The sequence below is a fragment of the Acholeplasma hippikon genome (assembly GCF_900660755.1).
GTDB classification, from domain to species: Bacteria; Bacillota_I; Bacilli_A; order Acholeplasmatales; family Acholeplasmataceae; genus Acholeplasma; species Acholeplasma hippikon.
This window is the reverse complement of record NZ_LR215050.1, coordinates 178,574-193,955: the sequence shown is the minus strand read 5'-3', so window position 1 is coordinate 193,955 and position 15,382 is coordinate 178,574. Positions and strand designations below refer to the sequence as shown.

Here is a 15,382-nt window from a genome sequence, read left to right as displayed (position 1 = left end):
ATATAATATAAAAGAAAAGACCTATCAAATTGATAGATCTTTATGATTAGCCTTTGATGGCGTGTTGAACAAATTTATATTGGTCTCCACGATAGTATGATTTAACATATTCAAATGGTCTTCCATTCGTTAAGAACGTATTTCTTTCAATTAAAAGTGTTGGTGTGTGTTCCTTTACCATTAAATATTCAGTTAATTCTTTTGGAATTTCAATTGCCTCAATTGATTGAATACAGTGTGAAATTTGTAAATTCATTTTTGTTTCTACGTAATGATAAAATGATGATTTCAAATCTTCTTCTGTAATCGACTTAAATAATTTAACTGGAATGTATAATTGTTCAAATAAAACAGGCGTGTCATCACCATATCGGACCCTTTCAATTAAAAAGACTTCTTCTTTTTTAGCTAAGAATAGTTTTTCAGCAACTTTTTCTGGTGAAGCTACTTTTTCAAATTTTAAGATTTTACTTGATACTTTACGATTCATCGCTGCCATTTCTTGAGTAAATGAACGTACGCCATGAATGTTCTTTTCAATTTTACGCTTAGATATAAAAGTCCCCTTACCTTTATGTCTATATAAATATCCATCATTAACCAAGTTGTTTAATGCTTGTCTTGCAGTCATACGACTGACATTATACTTTTCTTTTAATTCATTTTCAGAAGGTACTAAATCCCCACTTTGAAGTGTACCATTCTCGATTTCTCTTTTGATGTCATTTTGAATGGTAATATAAATCGGTTCATTCATCTTTCTTAATCTCCTTTAATGTTATCTATTGAAAAAATAATTTTATACTATATAATGAAATACGATATAAAGAATGTACAGAAGGATAAAGCAATTATGAAAAACTATTTAACTTTTGATATCGGTGGAACCGAAATTAAATATGGCGTCATCAATGAAAACTACGAAATTATTTTTAAAGATAAATTTCCATCTCAAGGCGCAACAAGTGGGAAACTCGTTTTAGACGATATACTTTTTAAAGTAAGTGAACTAAAAGGTTATGAACCACAAGGTATTGCAATCTCATCTGCTGGTGTCATCAATTCAGATACTGGCGAAGTTTTAAGTGCAACTGATGCAATCAAAGGTTATATCGGTATGAATATTGTTGATTACATTGGCAAAGAAACAGGACTTAATGTATCTGTGATTAATGATGTTAACGCCATGGCGTTATGTGAATCTACATTAGGTGTAGCTAAGGATTCCAAGGTTACTGTATGTATGACTGTTGGAACTGGTATTGGTGGAGCGATTGTATTAAATAATCAAATTTTCCAAGGCGTTGGATACAATGCTGGTGAATTTGGATTAATGAAAATCGGTGACCACAAATATGAAAGTTTAGCTGCAACTTCTGCTTTAGTTAAACAAGCTCAAGAATTATTTGGTAATCAAATTCAAAACGGTATTGATGTTTTCAAACTATATGATGAAAAAAATCCATTAGCTGTTAACCTAGTGAATAGATTTTATGATCATTTAAGTGTTGGTATCGCCAATCTAGCTTATGCATTAAACCCTGATTTATTTGTTATTGGTGGTGGAATCACCGCTAGAGACTCTTTTGTTGAAGAATTAAATGTTTATGTTCAAGACAAACTTACTAAACATTTAAAGAGATACACTAAGGTTGCTGCTGCACAATTTAGAAACGATGCAGGAATGATCGGTGCATTCGTTCATTTTAAAAACACATATAAAATCTAGTTCAATTGTATACTTATCCCTTAATACTTGTAATTACAACTTAACAAATATAGTATACATCTAAAATATTATTTTTTCATTATTTTCATGAATTAAATGCTATTTTTTCAAAAAATGAACAAAATTTCAACGTTTATCCCGTATACAAGTAGTAAAATTTTAATGTTAACAAAATAAGAATCCGTAAGGGTTCTTTTTTTTATAGATGAATTGACAATTAATCTATAAAAAAACTCCGACTATTACGCCGGAGTTCTTTCTTTATTTTTTAGGAATATAGAAACCAATGTTTGAACTTGTTTCTGCTAACTTATCTGTTAAATTGATAATACCATCACTTGCTGCCACACTGATTGCAACATGTGTATAATCTTTCCAGAAATCTTCTGTTACAACAACATCAGTAACATAATTGAAATCAGTAATTACCTTTGTTCCATCTGCTTTAAAGAAAGTTAATTTAAATTTATAATTTCCTTTAACCGCAATCATAGATCCAACTGGTAACTCAGCTTTCGCTACTTTTGTAGTACTTGAAACAAAGTATTTAGCAATTGAATCATTTTTAACAAGTGTATCACTTAATTCACTCCAATAACCTAAATCATAATTTACATTTAATTTATTAAAGTCATTTAAAGATGGAACACGTTCTTTATAGTCTGATTCAGTTACTCTAAATGGTGTTCTAATTGCCTTATAAGCTGCATCAATTAACATGAGTTTATCAATTTGTGATACACCTGCTGGCGTATAATTAATTGCCTCAAGTGGGAAGCCTGTAATCTTATTAAACCAAGTTAAGGCAACCCCAAAACGTCCTACATCATATGTTAAATGGTATCCATCTCTTGTTAATGTATCTCCTAAATAACTTGTACGTGCATTTTGAATTGTAGTTCCTGCAGGAATCACAAGTTTAATATCTTCATGTGTCATTACATGTTTTTTAACTGATTCTAAAATACCTTTATACATCTTCATTTGATCTTTATCATACCATTCAAATGCGTTTGTTGCACTATAGTTTCCTTGATAAGACCAAGTTAAGTGCCAATAAATTTCATAATCATCATGTGTTGCATTTTGTTTAACATAGTTAACCATGTTGTTTAAATAAGGTTGATAAGATGCTTCTAGGCCACTATAACCACTTGATTGTTGAAGGGTAATAATGTCCCAATCTTCATCTTTAATACCATATTCTATTGATGAATTATTACGGTTAACCCATGTACCTGTTGTCTTTTTACGATATACATAGTCTGCTGTATTCGTTGTAATACTATTCCAGTGTTGTTCAAGTCTAGCACCAGCTTTATAAAGAATACCAATCACAACTTCTTCGATTCCGTAATCGGTTGCAATTTCCCAAAAATATTCTAAAGCATCATCGCTAAAACTATTTCCAATCGCTAGAATTTTAATTGATTTTGAAAAGTCCTTAGGTGTGTCCACTGGTAATTCCTCGTTTGGTTCATCATCATTGTCATCTGGATCTTTATCCCCTGGTTCATTGTCACCTGGATCTACATCCCCTGGATTTGGATCAAGTGGTGTATCATCCTTTTGGTTTGTACAAGCAGTTAACATTAACCCAAATAATAACACGATAAATATTGCTAATTTTTTCATAATTTCTCCTTTATTTGAATTAACTTCTATCAAGTAGTTCTAATTTAACTTCTGATACTCTAATATCTTTATTAGCTACTGCTGTAGCACCAGATTGGTATCCAGAATGGAATAAGTTTTTAACCATCCAAGTTCTTGAGATATTATTAGTTGTTGCAGGTGCGAAGATTAAGTATCCTCCATCTGGAATTAATGATTCTAATCTTTCCCCAACAAGGTTTGCAAATCCACCACCAGTTGCTTGTGTATTACCCCAACCTAAGCTTGATGTTTTAACTTCATCATTTTCATTTACTTCAGCTGTGATACCCACACCAACACGTAATAATTTAACATTTAGATTTTTATCAACAATTAGTAAAACTCCATTAGGGAAGAATACATTACCATTGCTATCAGCATATGAACCCGCATGTTTTTCAAACTCTGCTAAGAAGTGTTCTTTTGTCATCACTTGAATTTCATCTTTTGATCTGAATGCAGCGCCTGATGATAATCTATTGAAGGCATTTTCCATATTAAATGTTACTGCGACTTCAACATTATTTACTTTCATATGTGTATAGAACTCTGGTTGTTCAGGCTCCTCTTCACCAAATTGAACGTAAGTTACTTGATTTGATTTTTCTGAAATTTCATAATGAATCATATCTTGTGGGATTGCCATCACTTCCACAGTATATGAAATACCATCTGGAGAAGCTTTTAAGTTAAGTTCTTTCATATCAATGAATAAACCTGTTGTTTCATGAACTTTTATGCCATCAACATAAATATAGTATGTTCCTGCATTTGAAATTTCTTCCCATGATAGAATATCTTCTTCAATAGAAATTTCTGGTGTTTCTAATTTTTCAGTAACAATAATTACTTTTTCAATAATTTCAAATGTAACATTTCTTGGATCTAAGAAAGTACTCATATCACCACGCCATGCTTCATCTTTAAACTCTGCACCATTATCTTTAACATAAAAATGGTTCACAAATTCTCTGGCATCTACATTTATAATCACGCTGTCTGTAGGTGTTGTTACATTTAATAAGTTTGCGTATTTACCAATTAATAAATAATCTCCTGAATAAATTGAATGTATAATACTTTCAATTTGTTCTGCATTTGATTTATAGAACTTATTTTGATACCAACCATCTAAAATATTCCATGATTTACCAGTACCAGTTGAGTTAATCATTTTCACTGTGAAATCATTTTCTAATAGAACAATTGAACCATATGATTCTTTGAATTCAACATTTTTATGTGATTCATTTAATGTCATTGGATCAACAATTAAGAATAAGTACGGTGCACCATTAAAGCCGTTTTGAGTTGCATAAGATAAATTTCTTCTTACAAAGTAATTTAGCGCACCAGTTCTTAACACATCAACTTTATAACCGTTAATTACTAATGTTTCAACTTTACCTAACGTTACTTCAATTTGATTAGATTCATTTGAATCAAAGTGTGTATCATCGCCTATTGCGATAACTGATACTTTACTTACTCCTGGGAATAAAGTTTCAAATGTGGTAAGGTCAAATGCGTTTGTTGTTACATTACCTGCTTTTAAAGATACTGTACCAATTGTAAAGTAAATATCATATGAACTTGCCCCATCAATTAAGTTCCATGAGATTTCATTTCCATTTTTTGTAATAACTGGGGTTTGGGTTTCACTAAATGTTACCTTTTTGTATAACACTTTATTTGATAGATATGATAATCCATTTTTACCTGTATTATCTGGAACTGCTTGAACTTCGATTTCATAAGCTGTACCATTTTTTGGTGATTCTACTAAAGATAATAAATCTAATGAAAGATTTGTTCCTTCAATTTGAGCAAACTCTTTTCCATCTACATAGATAAGGTATTTAGTTGCATTAGGAATTGCTTCCCATGTAAGCATATTTTTGTATAATTTAATACTTGGTGTAGTTAGTCTTGGTGGCATTGGAACATAATCAGAATCTTGATGAATATCAACTTTCACTTCTCTAATATCGATATCTCTAATATCTTTATTTACTGCTCCAGTTGTATAAACTGAACTAAATACTCTACTAATTAAAGCCATACGTGCATCATATGGATCTTTACCTGGCGCAAAAATGATAAATCCGCCTTCAGGAATTAAGGTTTCAAGTAACGTTGGAATATTTTTTAACATACCACTACCTGAACTTGCATTAATACCTGAGTTCCAATTTAATTGGCTATCTTGTTTCATTTCATTGTTTTCATCAATCTCAAAAACAGAGCCTGATGAAACCCTAACAAGTTTAATTTTCATTGAAGGATCAACAACAATTAATGCACCATTATTCATATAAGGTACACCACCATTGTTTGTGTGCGCTGCTTTATATTTATCATATTCAGCTAAGAAGAATTCTTTCGTCATTAATTGAATAACATCTTTACTTCTAAACTTAGTACCTGAACTTGTATACATCAGTGCTTCTTCTTCGTTTACACTAACTGCTAATTCATCATCGTTGATAAATAGTTTATAAGTTTGAATCATTAAGCCATCGATAACATAAACATCTCTTTTTGCAGTTGATTTATTACCTGCATTATCAGAGGCTTGAATTGTAATAGTATATACTCCAGGTATATCATTTTGATATCCACCATCATCAATAATTTCTAATAAAATTGAATTGGATGGTGTGACATCATCAGTCACTACAACACCCTCGAATAAATCAAATGTCATATGTGCTAGATGTTCAACATCAGATAAAAAACCATCATAGATATCTTTAAAAACTGGCGCTTTTGTATCTTTTGGTTTATCATCATCTGGATCTGTTTCACCCGGTGTTTGTTCAATTGGCTTTTCATCATCTGGATTGTCACTTGGATCAGTTGTACATGCTATAAGCATAAAACTCAACATAAGTAACATGATGAATGTAAATAGTATCTTTCTCATATTTATCTCTCCTCTTATATTTTTAAATTCCCTTTTTAAAAATTTCGTTTGTATACTCTTCAATTGTAAACGTTTTCTGTTGTATAGTCAAGTGAAGTTATTCATCATTTTGTGCTTTAAAGATAAATATAGATAAAAAAATCACCTCGTTTGAGGTGATATTTTTTGTAATCAAATATTAGCTTATTATGAATTACTTTAATAAATCTTGAACTACGTCTTTGTCAAGAATGTCATTGTAGAACTTGAATAATTGTGAAGCTTGACTGCTTTCAGCAACTTGTAAGAAATCTACAACTTCTCCGTCTAAGAACACAACTAATGTAGGCATTGCTGCTGCATTAATTTTTGCATCATATTTTTCATTTAATTGGTTCATTAAATCTAAGAATGAAGCTTCTTTAACTGAATAATGGTATAAAGTTAATTTAGCATCCCCTAAAGCTTCGTATAATGCTGATGGGTTGATTTTTGGATCGGCATCTGCTGCTCCGAATAATCTTGCATAAACATTAGCAATAGCTCCCACGCTGGCTTGATTGCTTGAATCCCCGAAGAATACGATTGTTAAATGGTTATCTCTGTCAGCTAATGAATAAAGACCTTTACGAGAATTTACTAGTTCAAATTTGTTGTTCTTTGGTAATTTACTTTCAAATTGGTAATCTTGTGTATTTACAAGGTAATCATTATAAAAATTATCTTTCGCAGATGGTTGTAAAGCGATTAATAATCCGATTAAACTTACTACAACTACACCAATAATTGTCCATGTTAACCAATGAACTTTAGTTTGTATTGCCTGATATTTCTTTGCCATTTAATAAACTCCTTTTATATTCGCAATTTAGATTATAGCATGAATACTGTTATTATTCAATGTTATTTTTTATATCTTCTTTTAAAGAAGGTACAAATGTCTTGTTCTTAATCATTTTAATTTCATGATAATAAGGAGGAAGTTCTTCAACATATGGTGTTTCAAGAATTTTTGGAATATTTACAAAACGTTCATCATAGATGATTGTTACTAAACGATCAAACCCTAAATAACCAAATCCAATATTTTCATGTCTGTCTTTTCGAGCACCCATTTCATTTTTACTGTCATTAACGTGAATAACTGATATACGATTTAATCCAACAACTTCATCAAAATGCTTCATCACATTTTGATAATCATTTTTTAAATCATATCCTGAATCACTCACGTGACATGTATCAAAACATACTGATACTCTTTCTTGATTTTGAACTAAATCAATAATTGCACGAATTTCTTCAAACGTTCTACCAATTTCGTTACCTTTACCAGCCATTGTTTCTAAGGCAATGCGTACAGATAAATCTTTTGTATTTTCATTTATTTGATTAATACCTTCAGCAATCCATCTAACCGCTTCTTCTCTATCTCCACCAACTGCACTACCAGGGTGTAAAACAATTTGATTTGCCCCCATTGCAGCAGTTCTTATAATTTCTTTTGTTAAAAACTCAATAGCAAACGCACGCTTTTCAGCGTCCGGATTACATAAATTAATAATATAAGGTGCATGAACAACCACATTTTTGATATCAAAATCGTGTTCTTTCATATACGCTAATGCCTCTTCAATCTTCATTGATTCTAAAGGCTTTCTAATTGTATTTTGTGGTGCGCCGGTATAAACCATCATTGCAGTTGCTTCGTACCCTAAAGCTTCTTTAATACTTCCAAGGTACATTTCGCTTCCACTAAGCCCCACGTGACTTCCTAAGAGCAGCATTTCTATATCTCGCTTTCTTTACTTTTTTAATTGCAGCTTTGACTTCTTCTTGATGTTTCTTCTTATAACCTGGTGTTACACGTTTTGGTTTTGGAATCTTTTTAATCTCTTCTGCTATTTTCTTATCATAAGTTTTAGATTTTCTTTGTGTTGATTTTAATCCATTATCCGATAATGTATATAAAACGAATGGTACGCCTTTGTTTCTTAGTTTATCAATTTTCTTTTGATCGTTATCATCAAATAAAGTGATTACATCACCTTCATCTCCCATACGACCCGTTCTACCACTTCTATGTTTAAAGAATTCTAACATATACGGTAGATCGTAGTTAATGACATGACTTGCTTTAAAGTCTAAACCTCTAGCAAGTAAATCACTTGATACAACATATTGGTAACGATTATTAAAAATATCTTCTAAGATTTTCTTTCTTTGTTTAACGCCAATTTCAGATGAAATCTGAATGACATTTAAACCCTTATCAATTAATGTTTCATAAACACGTTTGATATCTTCATTTTTACTTACGAAAATAATACCTAAGTAAGGATTAATTCGATCAATGACTTGTTGTAAAGTTTTTAATCTAGAATCTCCTACACGAATCAATTTATGATTAATTTTTAATTTTGTATCTTTAACTGTATCTAAGAATATATATGAACCAAAATATTTTTTAATAAATGGTTCCATCGTTCTTGTAATAGTTGCTGAAAATAACATGAATTTTTGAATTTCTTGGTTAACTAAAACCGGGTCTAATAAACTCATGAAGTCTTCATCAAACATCATGTCTGCTTCATCTAAAATGAAGTAGTCTAAATGTTTTAAGTTAAGCGCATTTTTAGTAATGACTAAATCTACTAATTTAGCAGGCGTTGTAATTACAATATTGGGATGGCTATTTTCTAATTTCTTTGCTTCACGTTCCATATCCATAGAACCATAATAACTCTTATAGTTAACTGTTGGATCTGTTTCTTCAAGCATCTTAGAAACTTGCATAACAAGTTCATTTGTAGGAATTAAAATAACAGCTTCCACTGCGTTTTCTTTTCTTTTAATATTTTCTAATAATGGTAAGAGGTAAGCATGTGTTTTCCCTGTACCGGTTGGTGCCAATCCGACAATGTTTTGTGATTTAGAGAAATTCTCTATTACTTGTTCTTGGATTGGCGATAAATTACTAAAGTTTAACCTCTGTAACATTTCTTGTATTGTCATATAAAATCACCTACTAGATTATATCATAATAATCACTCAAATTTATCGTATGTGAACAAATCAAACGGCATTTTTACATCATTTTCCGTTATTAAATTTGATAAGGTTGCTCCAACTAATCTTAATTTCTCATTTTCATAAATATCATAGAATAATGTTTCTAACGCATCTTTTAAAACGACTAAGTCATTTGTATGCTCTTTAAGTGTTGTTGAACGCGTAATAATTGAAAAATCTGATTTTTTCAATTTAAAACCTACTGTTTTAGCCTTCATCTGGTGTTTTTTTAATCTTCTATGTGCTTCTTCAAGTTGCACATTTAATTCATCTAAGATAATTTTAGATTCAGATACATCATAATTAAAAGTTGACTCACTTGAAATAGATTTTGGAATTTTATATTTATCAGGATCAACAATATCATTTCCTTTCCCTAAAACTTCATCACGGTACCCTTCATATGTTTTAGGTTTCATAATTTTCATAATCTTATCAAAATTATTAACATTCATGAAATCTCCAATAGTTTCAATTCCTAAATTTTTAAGTCTTGGCGCAGTTTGTTTACCAATGCCAAATAAATCTTTAATATCCATTGGATATAGTATTTTTTCAACATCACGTTTACGAATGACTGATATACCCATAGGTTTTTTTAAATCACTTGCCATTTTTGCTAAAAACAATGTTGGTGCAATACCAATACTACATGGCAATTTAAGTTCGTTATAAATTCTTGTTTGTATTTCTTTTGCAAGTTTTAAAGGATGAATCTCTTTAGACCTTTCAGTTACATCTATGTAAGCCTCATCAATCGATGCTTGTTGAATAAGTGGACTATACGTTTTTAATAAATCAATAAACTCTTCACTTTTTTGACGATAAAAAGGGAAATCTACTGGTACAACAGTAAGCCTTGGATATATTTTTAACGCTTCTGCCATTGACATTGCAGCATGAATACCTAGTTTACGTGCTTTATAACTCGCTGTTGATAAAACACCTTTTGCACTTGAGGTTGGTCCACCAATGGCAAACACCTTATTTTTTAGATAAGGTTCTTTGATCATGGCACATGAGGCATAGAATGCATTCATATCAATATGAAATATAATTTTTATCCCTTTTTGCATAATTATTTTCTTCCTTTAATTAATATTATATAGTATAATATCTTTAGTAAATAAACATTTGGAGTGAATTAATATGGCAAAGAAAAAATTAAAACAAGAAGTTTTAGAATCAAGAAAAAGCAAACCAATCGTTTTTAAAGATCCAAGTGAAACATTATGGGGTAAGATTGTCATCGGAGTTATCATCTTCGGAACAGTTGCAACTGTATTAATAAGTACAGTATTTGCTCTCATCGAATATTTTGGATAATCGAAATTTAAGTTAATAAAAAAATAAAAATGAACTTTAGGTAGCAACTCAAAGTTCATTTTTATTTATCTATTAAGTTTAGCATTTAACTTAATTCCTTTCGTTTTGTAAGAACACTGCTAGAAATAATTCACCTAGTCTACTTAAAAAACTTGCCTTTTTCTTTTTTTCCATCTCATACACCTCCCTTACTTTATAATTTTTATCCATATAAAGATGGAAAAGGAGGTCTTCTAAAGACCTTATTTGCAAGTATCCGTTTTGTATATAACTATCCCGAATTAGCTATACGTTTCTGTTTCTTGTACACTTATTCTATCATGTTAGTATGAAAAGTCAAATGAAAGACTTTCAGAAATGCATTTTCACATTTTTCACAAAATTAAAAGGTGCACACGCACCTTTTTTTAGTTTTGATTTAATAAAGCTTTGGCTTGCTCAATAGCAAACGGTGAGATTGATTCATCAGATAACATACTTGCAATTGCTAAAATACGCTTTTCTTTATCTAAAATATCAATAAATGTTTGAATTCTGCCATCTTTCTTTTCTTTATAGATTGCATAATGGTGATCAGCCTTAGCTGCTACTTGTGGTAAATGCGTAATCGTTAGCGTTTGAATATCCTTTGAAAGTTCTTTCATTTTAGTTGCAACTTTCGATGCAGTTTTACCACTAATTCCGATATCAATTTCATCAAAGACAAGCATACTTAATTTTGAGTTTCTAGCAAAAATTGATTTAAGTGAGAACATGAATCTAGCTTTTTCACCGCCAGATGCAACTTTTGCAAGTGGTTTTAATGGTTCACCTTCATTTAAACTGATCATAAATTCAAGTGAATCAATGCCATTTTCTTCTAATGCTTGATTGTCTTTTAATGTTTCAAATTGAATTTCAAATTTTGCTTTCGTTAAGTCTAATTGATGTAGACTTTCCGTTAATTCTTTTTCTAATTTTTTAGCAAGTTCCATTCGATACTTTCTTAAGACTAGACCTTCTTTTAATGCATCTTCATAAGCTTTTTTTAACTTAATTTCTTGGTCTTTTAAATACCCATCATAATCTGTTGATAAAGCTAATTCTTCTTTAATTTGAGCTAAATAGATAACTAAGTCATTAATAGACTTACCATACTTTGTTTCAATCTTATTGAGTTCAAAGATTCTTTGTTGTTTAAGATTGAAGGATTCTTCATCAAAATCTAATGACTTAAATAGATTTTCTATATTTTTGATTGAATCTTCTAAATTATAGTAACTATCTTCTAAGACTTTAGCTTCAACTTCATATGATTTATCAAAACTTGAAATCTTTTGTAAGTTTTTAAACCCATCATATAAATTATCTAACGCAAAACTTGGACCATTAAGAAGTTCAACAGTTTCTTTTAATGCCTGTTGAATACGGTCAAAGTTTTTTAATTTCGAAACTTGTTCCTGAAGTTCTTCTAATTCATTCGTCTTTAAAGATAAAGCATCTAATTCTTTAACTTGATAAGTTAAGAAATCAACTCTTTCTAAAGTCTCTTTCTTTTTACTTTTTAAAGATTCGTAATGCTTATTTAACTCATGATACGTACTTCTTTTTAATAAATAATTATTTAATAAGTTTTGTGTCCTTGATTTATCTAATTGATCGACAAAGTCAACATAACTCGCCTTGTCCATTAACATATGGGTGTCATTTTGACCATGAATTAAACCAATTTTATTAGCAATTTGCTTTAAGCGTTGTAATGTAGATGTCTCATGATTAATTTTAATTAAATGACGTCCTGTTGCATCAATTTCACGAGAAAGTGTTATTTCACGCGGCAAATCAAGTGATTTTTGTTGTTCGTCATTTAAGATAAAGTTCCCCGTAACAAGTGCTTTTGAAGCCCCATGTCTAATATATTCCGCATCAGAACGTTTACCGAATAATAAAGAAAGTGATTCTAATAAAATTGATTTACCAGAGCCTGTTTCTCCAGTTAGGGCAGTTAGGCCATCATGAAAATCAATTTCTAAATCATCAATTAATGCAAAATTTTTAACATCTAAATGTTTAAGCATCTACATTCTCCTACGTATATAGAATAAAAACTCTTCATTACCTTCTTTACCTTTAATTGGAGATTTCGTAAATCCTTTGACTTCATAACCAATTGTGGTAATAAACTTTGTTGTTTTTTCAATGATTCGACTTAATACTTTTTGATCTTTTAAAACACCTTTTTTATTTAACGCATCTTTAGTTGCTTCAAATTGAGGTTTTAATAAAAAGACAATTTCATTCGTTTGTTCTTTTAAATGATCTAAAATTGGTAAAACTGATGTGAAAGATACATCAATAACACAAATATCATTTTCAGGCACCATAACATCTAAAATATTCGTATTTTCTAAACTAGTTACTCTCTCATCGTTTTTTAAACGTTCTAAGAGTTGCATCGTTCCAACATCATAGGCAAAGACGTGTTTAGCTCCATTTTTAAGAGAAACATCGGTAAACCCACCTGTTGATGCCCCTACATCAATAACCGTTAAATCTTTAAAATTTAAAGAAAAAATTTCTATTGCATGGGCTAGTTTTTCACCTGCTCGAGATGCATAAATATCTTCTTTAACTATTTTGACATCTTCCGTTCCTATGACTTCATAACCTGGTTTTGTAACTGTTTTATCATTCACTGTGACAAAACCTCTTTTAATTAAGTCAGATATTTTAGAACGTGTATACTCACTATAGTTTTCTGCTAAAAAAACATCTAATCTCATTCTTTAACTTCTACAATTAATTTTTCAGCATCTTTAATCATTTCATAAAGTGATTTAGATAATTCTAAACCTTCTTTATATTTGTTTACAGATTCTTCTAATGAGATATCTTTACTTTCTAATGTTTTAACAACACTTTCTAGTTTTTTCATTACTTCTTCAAAGTTTAATTTTTCGCTCATGATTTTACCTCTTTATTTATTACTTTCGTACTTACTTTTCCATCTTTTAACTCAATGTCAATGAAATCATCAACCCTAATATCTTTAACACTCGTTAACACTTTATTTTCTTTTGTTACTAAACCGAAACCACGTTCCATAATTGCTAAAGGATTAACTGATTTTAACTTTTCAGTTTGTCTTTGCAGTTCATATGTTTTTTTCATAATTTGATTTTTATAAAGTTGGTCCATCTGAATACTTAAATGATTTAACCTATCTTTAAAATTAAGTAGTTTCTCACTAGGATTTAATAAACGCTTGGAAAGAATTGTTACTATGTAGGTTAGTTCGTTTAATTTATGACTAAAGTTTCTGTGTAAGTTTGTAGTTAACTGATTAGCTTTATCAGTTAATTGCTCAATTTTTGATTTTGGACTTGAAATTGAAAGACGTTCATCTAGATGTAGGAGTTTTTGGCGTAAGTTTTTTAACTCCTCATTCATATAGTAGTTTAAAAGTCTTCTTTTTTCTTTTATTTCATTTAATAAATCTGTAACATTTGGTGTTGTTAATTCCGCAGCAGCTGTTGGCGTTGGTGCTCTTAGGTCACCAACATAATCAGATAATGTCGTATCCGTTTCATGCCCAATAGCAGTAATAATTGGAATTTTTGATTCGAAAATTGCCATTACAACTTCTGGTTCATTAAAACTCCATAAATCTTCAATGGAACCACCACCACGACCAAGGATAATCACATCAACCTCATTATCTAAGTTGGCACGTTTAATTTTCTTAACTAAATCTTCTTTTGAACCTTCACCTTGAACAAGTGCTGGGTATAAAATAATTTTTGTTAGTAAGTAACGACGTTCAACAGTTGTTTTAATATCTTGAATGACTGCTCCTGTAGGTGATGTAATGACCCCAATTGCTTTAGGGTACTTAGGAATTGGCTTTTTATGTACTTGATCAAAATAACCTAGTGCTTCAAAGTCTTTCTTAAGTTTTTCATACTTCATGTATAACTCACCAATACCATCAAGGGTAAGTGAATAAATACTTAAAGAATAAGTCCCTCTTGCCTCGTATAACGAAATATATCCTTCAACCAAAACTTTATCTCCATCTTTTGGTTCAAAGGATAAATTTTTTGTGTAAGTCGAAAACATCATTGCAGATATCTGAGCTTTCTCATCTTTTAATGAAAAATATAAATGCCCTGAAGAATGACGCTTAAAATTAGAAATTTCCCCTTTAAGAAGAATCTTCTTTAAATGGGGATCATTTTCTAATTTAACTTTTAAATATGTAGTTAGTGCAGTAACAGTTAAGTATTGTTGTTGCATATTAACCTACTTTTATAGATTTTTATAAATTGTATCTAATAGCTTATTGGTAAACTTATGTTGTTTTTCATCATCTAAATCTGTATAAATTTTAGATAATTCAACTGCTAAGTTAATTACAACCTCAGCTGGTAGTTCCTTTTTCATTAATTCAAATACTGACATTCTAATAATTGATAAGTCAACACGATTTAATCGATCGATTGTATAATTTGTTAGATTTGATGAGATTAAATCATCGATTATTGAAATATTATTTAAAATTTCAGTCATCTTTGTTTTTAACTCGCTATCAGCTTTTTCAAAATCTACGAATTGGAATGATTGTAAAATTTCAAACTGATATAAAAGTTCCATTAATTTTGTATATTTTTCTAATAGTGCATTTGTCATAAAATTACCTCGCTAGTATTATATCA

Annotated in this window: 14 protein-coding genes; 2 read left to right on the top strand and 12 right to left on the bottom strand. The window is 30.1% G+C overall.

Translation table 11 applies throughout. From position 1 onward, the window contains the following. Positions 1-46: 46 nt before the first annotated feature. The gene (locus EXC59_RS00975; protein WP_035369055.1) at positions 47-757 is read right to left on the bottom strand and encodes a GntR family transcriptional regulator; all 711 of its coding nucleotides are present in this window, start codon (positions 755-757) and stop codon (positions 47-49) included. A gap of 96 nt (positions 758-853) precedes the next feature. Between EXC59_RS00975 and EXC59_RS00970 the strand changes: the two genes are divergently transcribed. Then, positions 854-1,729, top strand: a complete 876-nt coding sequence (locus EXC59_RS00970) for an ROK family protein (protein WP_035369054.1) — start codon at positions 854-856, stop codon at positions 1,727-1,729. A 261-nt stretch (positions 1,730-1,990) separates the two neighbouring features. On the opposite strand, the gene EXC59_RS00965 is transcribed toward EXC59_RS00970, so the two are convergent. The 6 genes from EXC59_RS00965 to dinB all read right to left on the bottom strand — a co-directional run bounded on the left by EXC59_RS00965 (position 1,991) and on the right by dinB (position 10,438). Further along, on the bottom strand, positions 1,991-3,364 hold the full coding sequence (locus EXC59_RS00965) for a DUF4886 domain-containing protein (RefSeq protein ID WP_051659002.1): 1,374 nt from the start codon (positions 3,362-3,364) through the stop codon (positions 1,991-1,993). A 19-nt stretch (positions 3,365-3,383) separates the two neighbouring features. Further along, a complete protein-coding gene (locus tag EXC59_RS00960) occupies positions 3,384-6,311 on the bottom strand; it encodes a DUF5011/hyalin repeat domain-containing protein (protein WP_035369053.1) in 2,928 nt (975 codons plus the stop codon). Between the two features lie 193 nt (positions 6,312-6,504). Then, positions 6,505-7,131: a hypothetical protein gene (locus EXC59_RS00955; protein ID WP_035369052.1), complete on the bottom strand. Its 627-nt coding sequence runs from the start codon at positions 7,129-7,131 to the stop codon at positions 6,505-6,507. A gap of 52 nt (positions 7,132-7,183) precedes the next feature. Beyond that, the gene (locus EXC59_RS00950) at positions 7,184-8,077 is read right to left on the bottom strand and encodes a deoxyribonuclease IV (RefSeq protein ID WP_035369051.1); all 894 of its coding nucleotides are present in this window, start codon (positions 8,075-8,077) and stop codon (positions 7,184-7,186) included. After that, positions 8,046-9,305 (bottom strand): DEAD/DEAH box helicase, encoded by a 1,260-nt coding sequence (locus tag EXC59_RS00945; RefSeq protein ID WP_051659001.1) that lies wholly within the window; start codon positions 9,303-9,305, stop codon positions 8,046-8,048. The genes EXC59_RS00950 and EXC59_RS00945 overlap by 32 nt, the downstream gene beginning before the upstream one ends. Before the next feature lie 32 nt (positions 9,306-9,337). Beyond that, a complete protein-coding gene (gene dinB, locus EXC59_RS00940; protein WP_162163985.1) occupies positions 9,338-10,438 on the bottom strand; it encodes a DNA polymerase IV in 1,101 nt (366 codons plus the stop codon). 73 nt (positions 10,439-10,511) lie between these two features. Here dinB and EXC59_RS07055 point away from each other — a divergent pair, with 73 nt between their 5' ends. Continuing rightward, a complete protein-coding gene (locus tag EXC59_RS07055) occupies positions 10,512-10,688 on the top strand; it encodes a hypothetical protein (protein ID WP_156952794.1) in 177 nt (58 codons plus the stop codon). Between the two features lie 407 nt (positions 10,689-11,095). Here EXC59_RS07055 and recN read toward each other — a convergent pair whose 3' ends face one another. The 5 genes from recN to EXC59_RS00915 are packed head-to-tail and all read right to left on the bottom strand — an operon-like array spanning position 11,096 to position 15,356. Beyond that, positions 11,096-12,745, bottom strand: coding sequence for a DNA repair protein RecN (gene recN, locus EXC59_RS00935; protein ID WP_035369049.1), 1,650 nt, complete (start codon positions 12,743-12,745; stop codon positions 11,096-11,098). Continuing rightward, positions 12,746-13,450: a TlyA family RNA methyltransferase gene (locus EXC59_RS00930; protein WP_035369048.1), complete on the bottom strand. Its 705-nt coding sequence runs from the start codon at positions 13,448-13,450 to the stop codon at positions 12,746-12,748. After that, on the bottom strand, positions 13,447-13,632 hold the full coding sequence (xseB, locus tag EXC59_RS00925) for an exodeoxyribonuclease VII small subunit (protein ID WP_162163984.1): 186 nt from the start codon (positions 13,630-13,632) through the stop codon (positions 13,447-13,449). Before xseB ends, EXC59_RS00930 begins: the two co-directional genes overlap by 4 nt. Further along, positions 13,629-14,963, bottom strand: coding sequence for an exodeoxyribonuclease VII large subunit (xseA, locus tag EXC59_RS00920; RefSeq protein ID WP_162849162.1), 1,335 nt, complete (start codon positions 14,961-14,963; stop codon positions 13,629-13,631). The genes xseB and xseA overlap by 4 nt, the downstream gene beginning before the upstream one ends. Positions 14,964-14,975: 12 nt before the next feature. Continuing rightward, positions 14,976-15,356, bottom strand: coding sequence for a transcription antitermination factor NusB (locus EXC59_RS00915; RefSeq protein WP_035369044.1), 381 nt, complete (start codon positions 15,354-15,356; stop codon positions 14,976-14,978). Positions 15,357-15,382 lie beyond the last annotated feature (26 nt).

Bases quoted from the DNA above. Each gene is read 5' to 3' on its own strand.
- EXC59_RS00975 (WP_035369055.1), bottom strand. From the start codon at position 757: ATGAATGAACCGATTTATATTACCATTCAAAATGACATCAAAAGAGAA.
- EXC59_RS00970 (WP_035369054.1), top strand. From the start codon at position 854: ATGAAAAACTATTTAACTTTTGATATCGGTGGAACCGAAATTAAATAT.
- EXC59_RS00965 (WP_051659002.1), bottom strand. From the start codon at position 3,364: ATGAAAAAATTAGCAATATTTATCGTGTTATTATTTGGGTTAATGTTA.
- EXC59_RS00960 (WP_035369053.1), bottom strand. From the start codon at position 6,311: ATGAGAAAGATACTATTTACATTCATCATGTTACTTATGTTGAGTTTT.
- EXC59_RS00955 (WP_035369052.1), bottom strand. From the start codon at position 7,131: ATGGCAAAGAAATATCAGGCAATACAAACTAAAGTTCATTGGTTAACA.
- EXC59_RS00950 (WP_035369051.1), bottom strand. From the start codon at position 8,077: ATGCTGCTCTTAGGAAGTCACGTGGGGCTTAGTGGAAGCGAAATGTAC.
- EXC59_RS00945 (WP_051659001.1), bottom strand. From the start codon at position 9,305: ATGACAATACAAGAAATGTTACAGAGGTTAAACTTTAGTAATTTATCG.
- dinB (WP_162163985.1), bottom strand. From the start codon at position 10,438: ATGCAAAAAGGGATAAAAATTATATTTCATATTGATATGAATGCATTC.
- EXC59_RS07055 (WP_156952794.1), top strand. From the start codon at position 10,512: ATGGCAAAGAAAAAATTAAAACAAGAAGTTTTAGAATCAAGAAAAAGC.
- recN (WP_035369049.1), bottom strand. From the start codon at position 12,745: ATGCTTAAACATTTAGATGTTAAAAATTTTGCATTAATTGATGATTTA.
- EXC59_RS00930 (WP_035369048.1), bottom strand. From the start codon at position 13,450: ATGAGATTAGATGTTTTTTTAGCAGAAAACTATAGTGAGTATACACGT.
- xseB (WP_162163984.1), bottom strand. From the start codon at position 13,632: ATGAGCGAAAAATTAAACTTTGAAGAAGTAATGAAAAAACTAGAAAGT.
- xseA (WP_162849162.1), bottom strand. From the start codon at position 14,963: ATGCAACAACAATACTTAACTGTTACTGCACTAACTACATATTTAAAA.
- EXC59_RS00915 (WP_035369044.1), bottom strand. From the start codon at position 15,356: ATGACAAATGCACTATTAGAAAAATATACAAAATTAATGGAACTTTTA.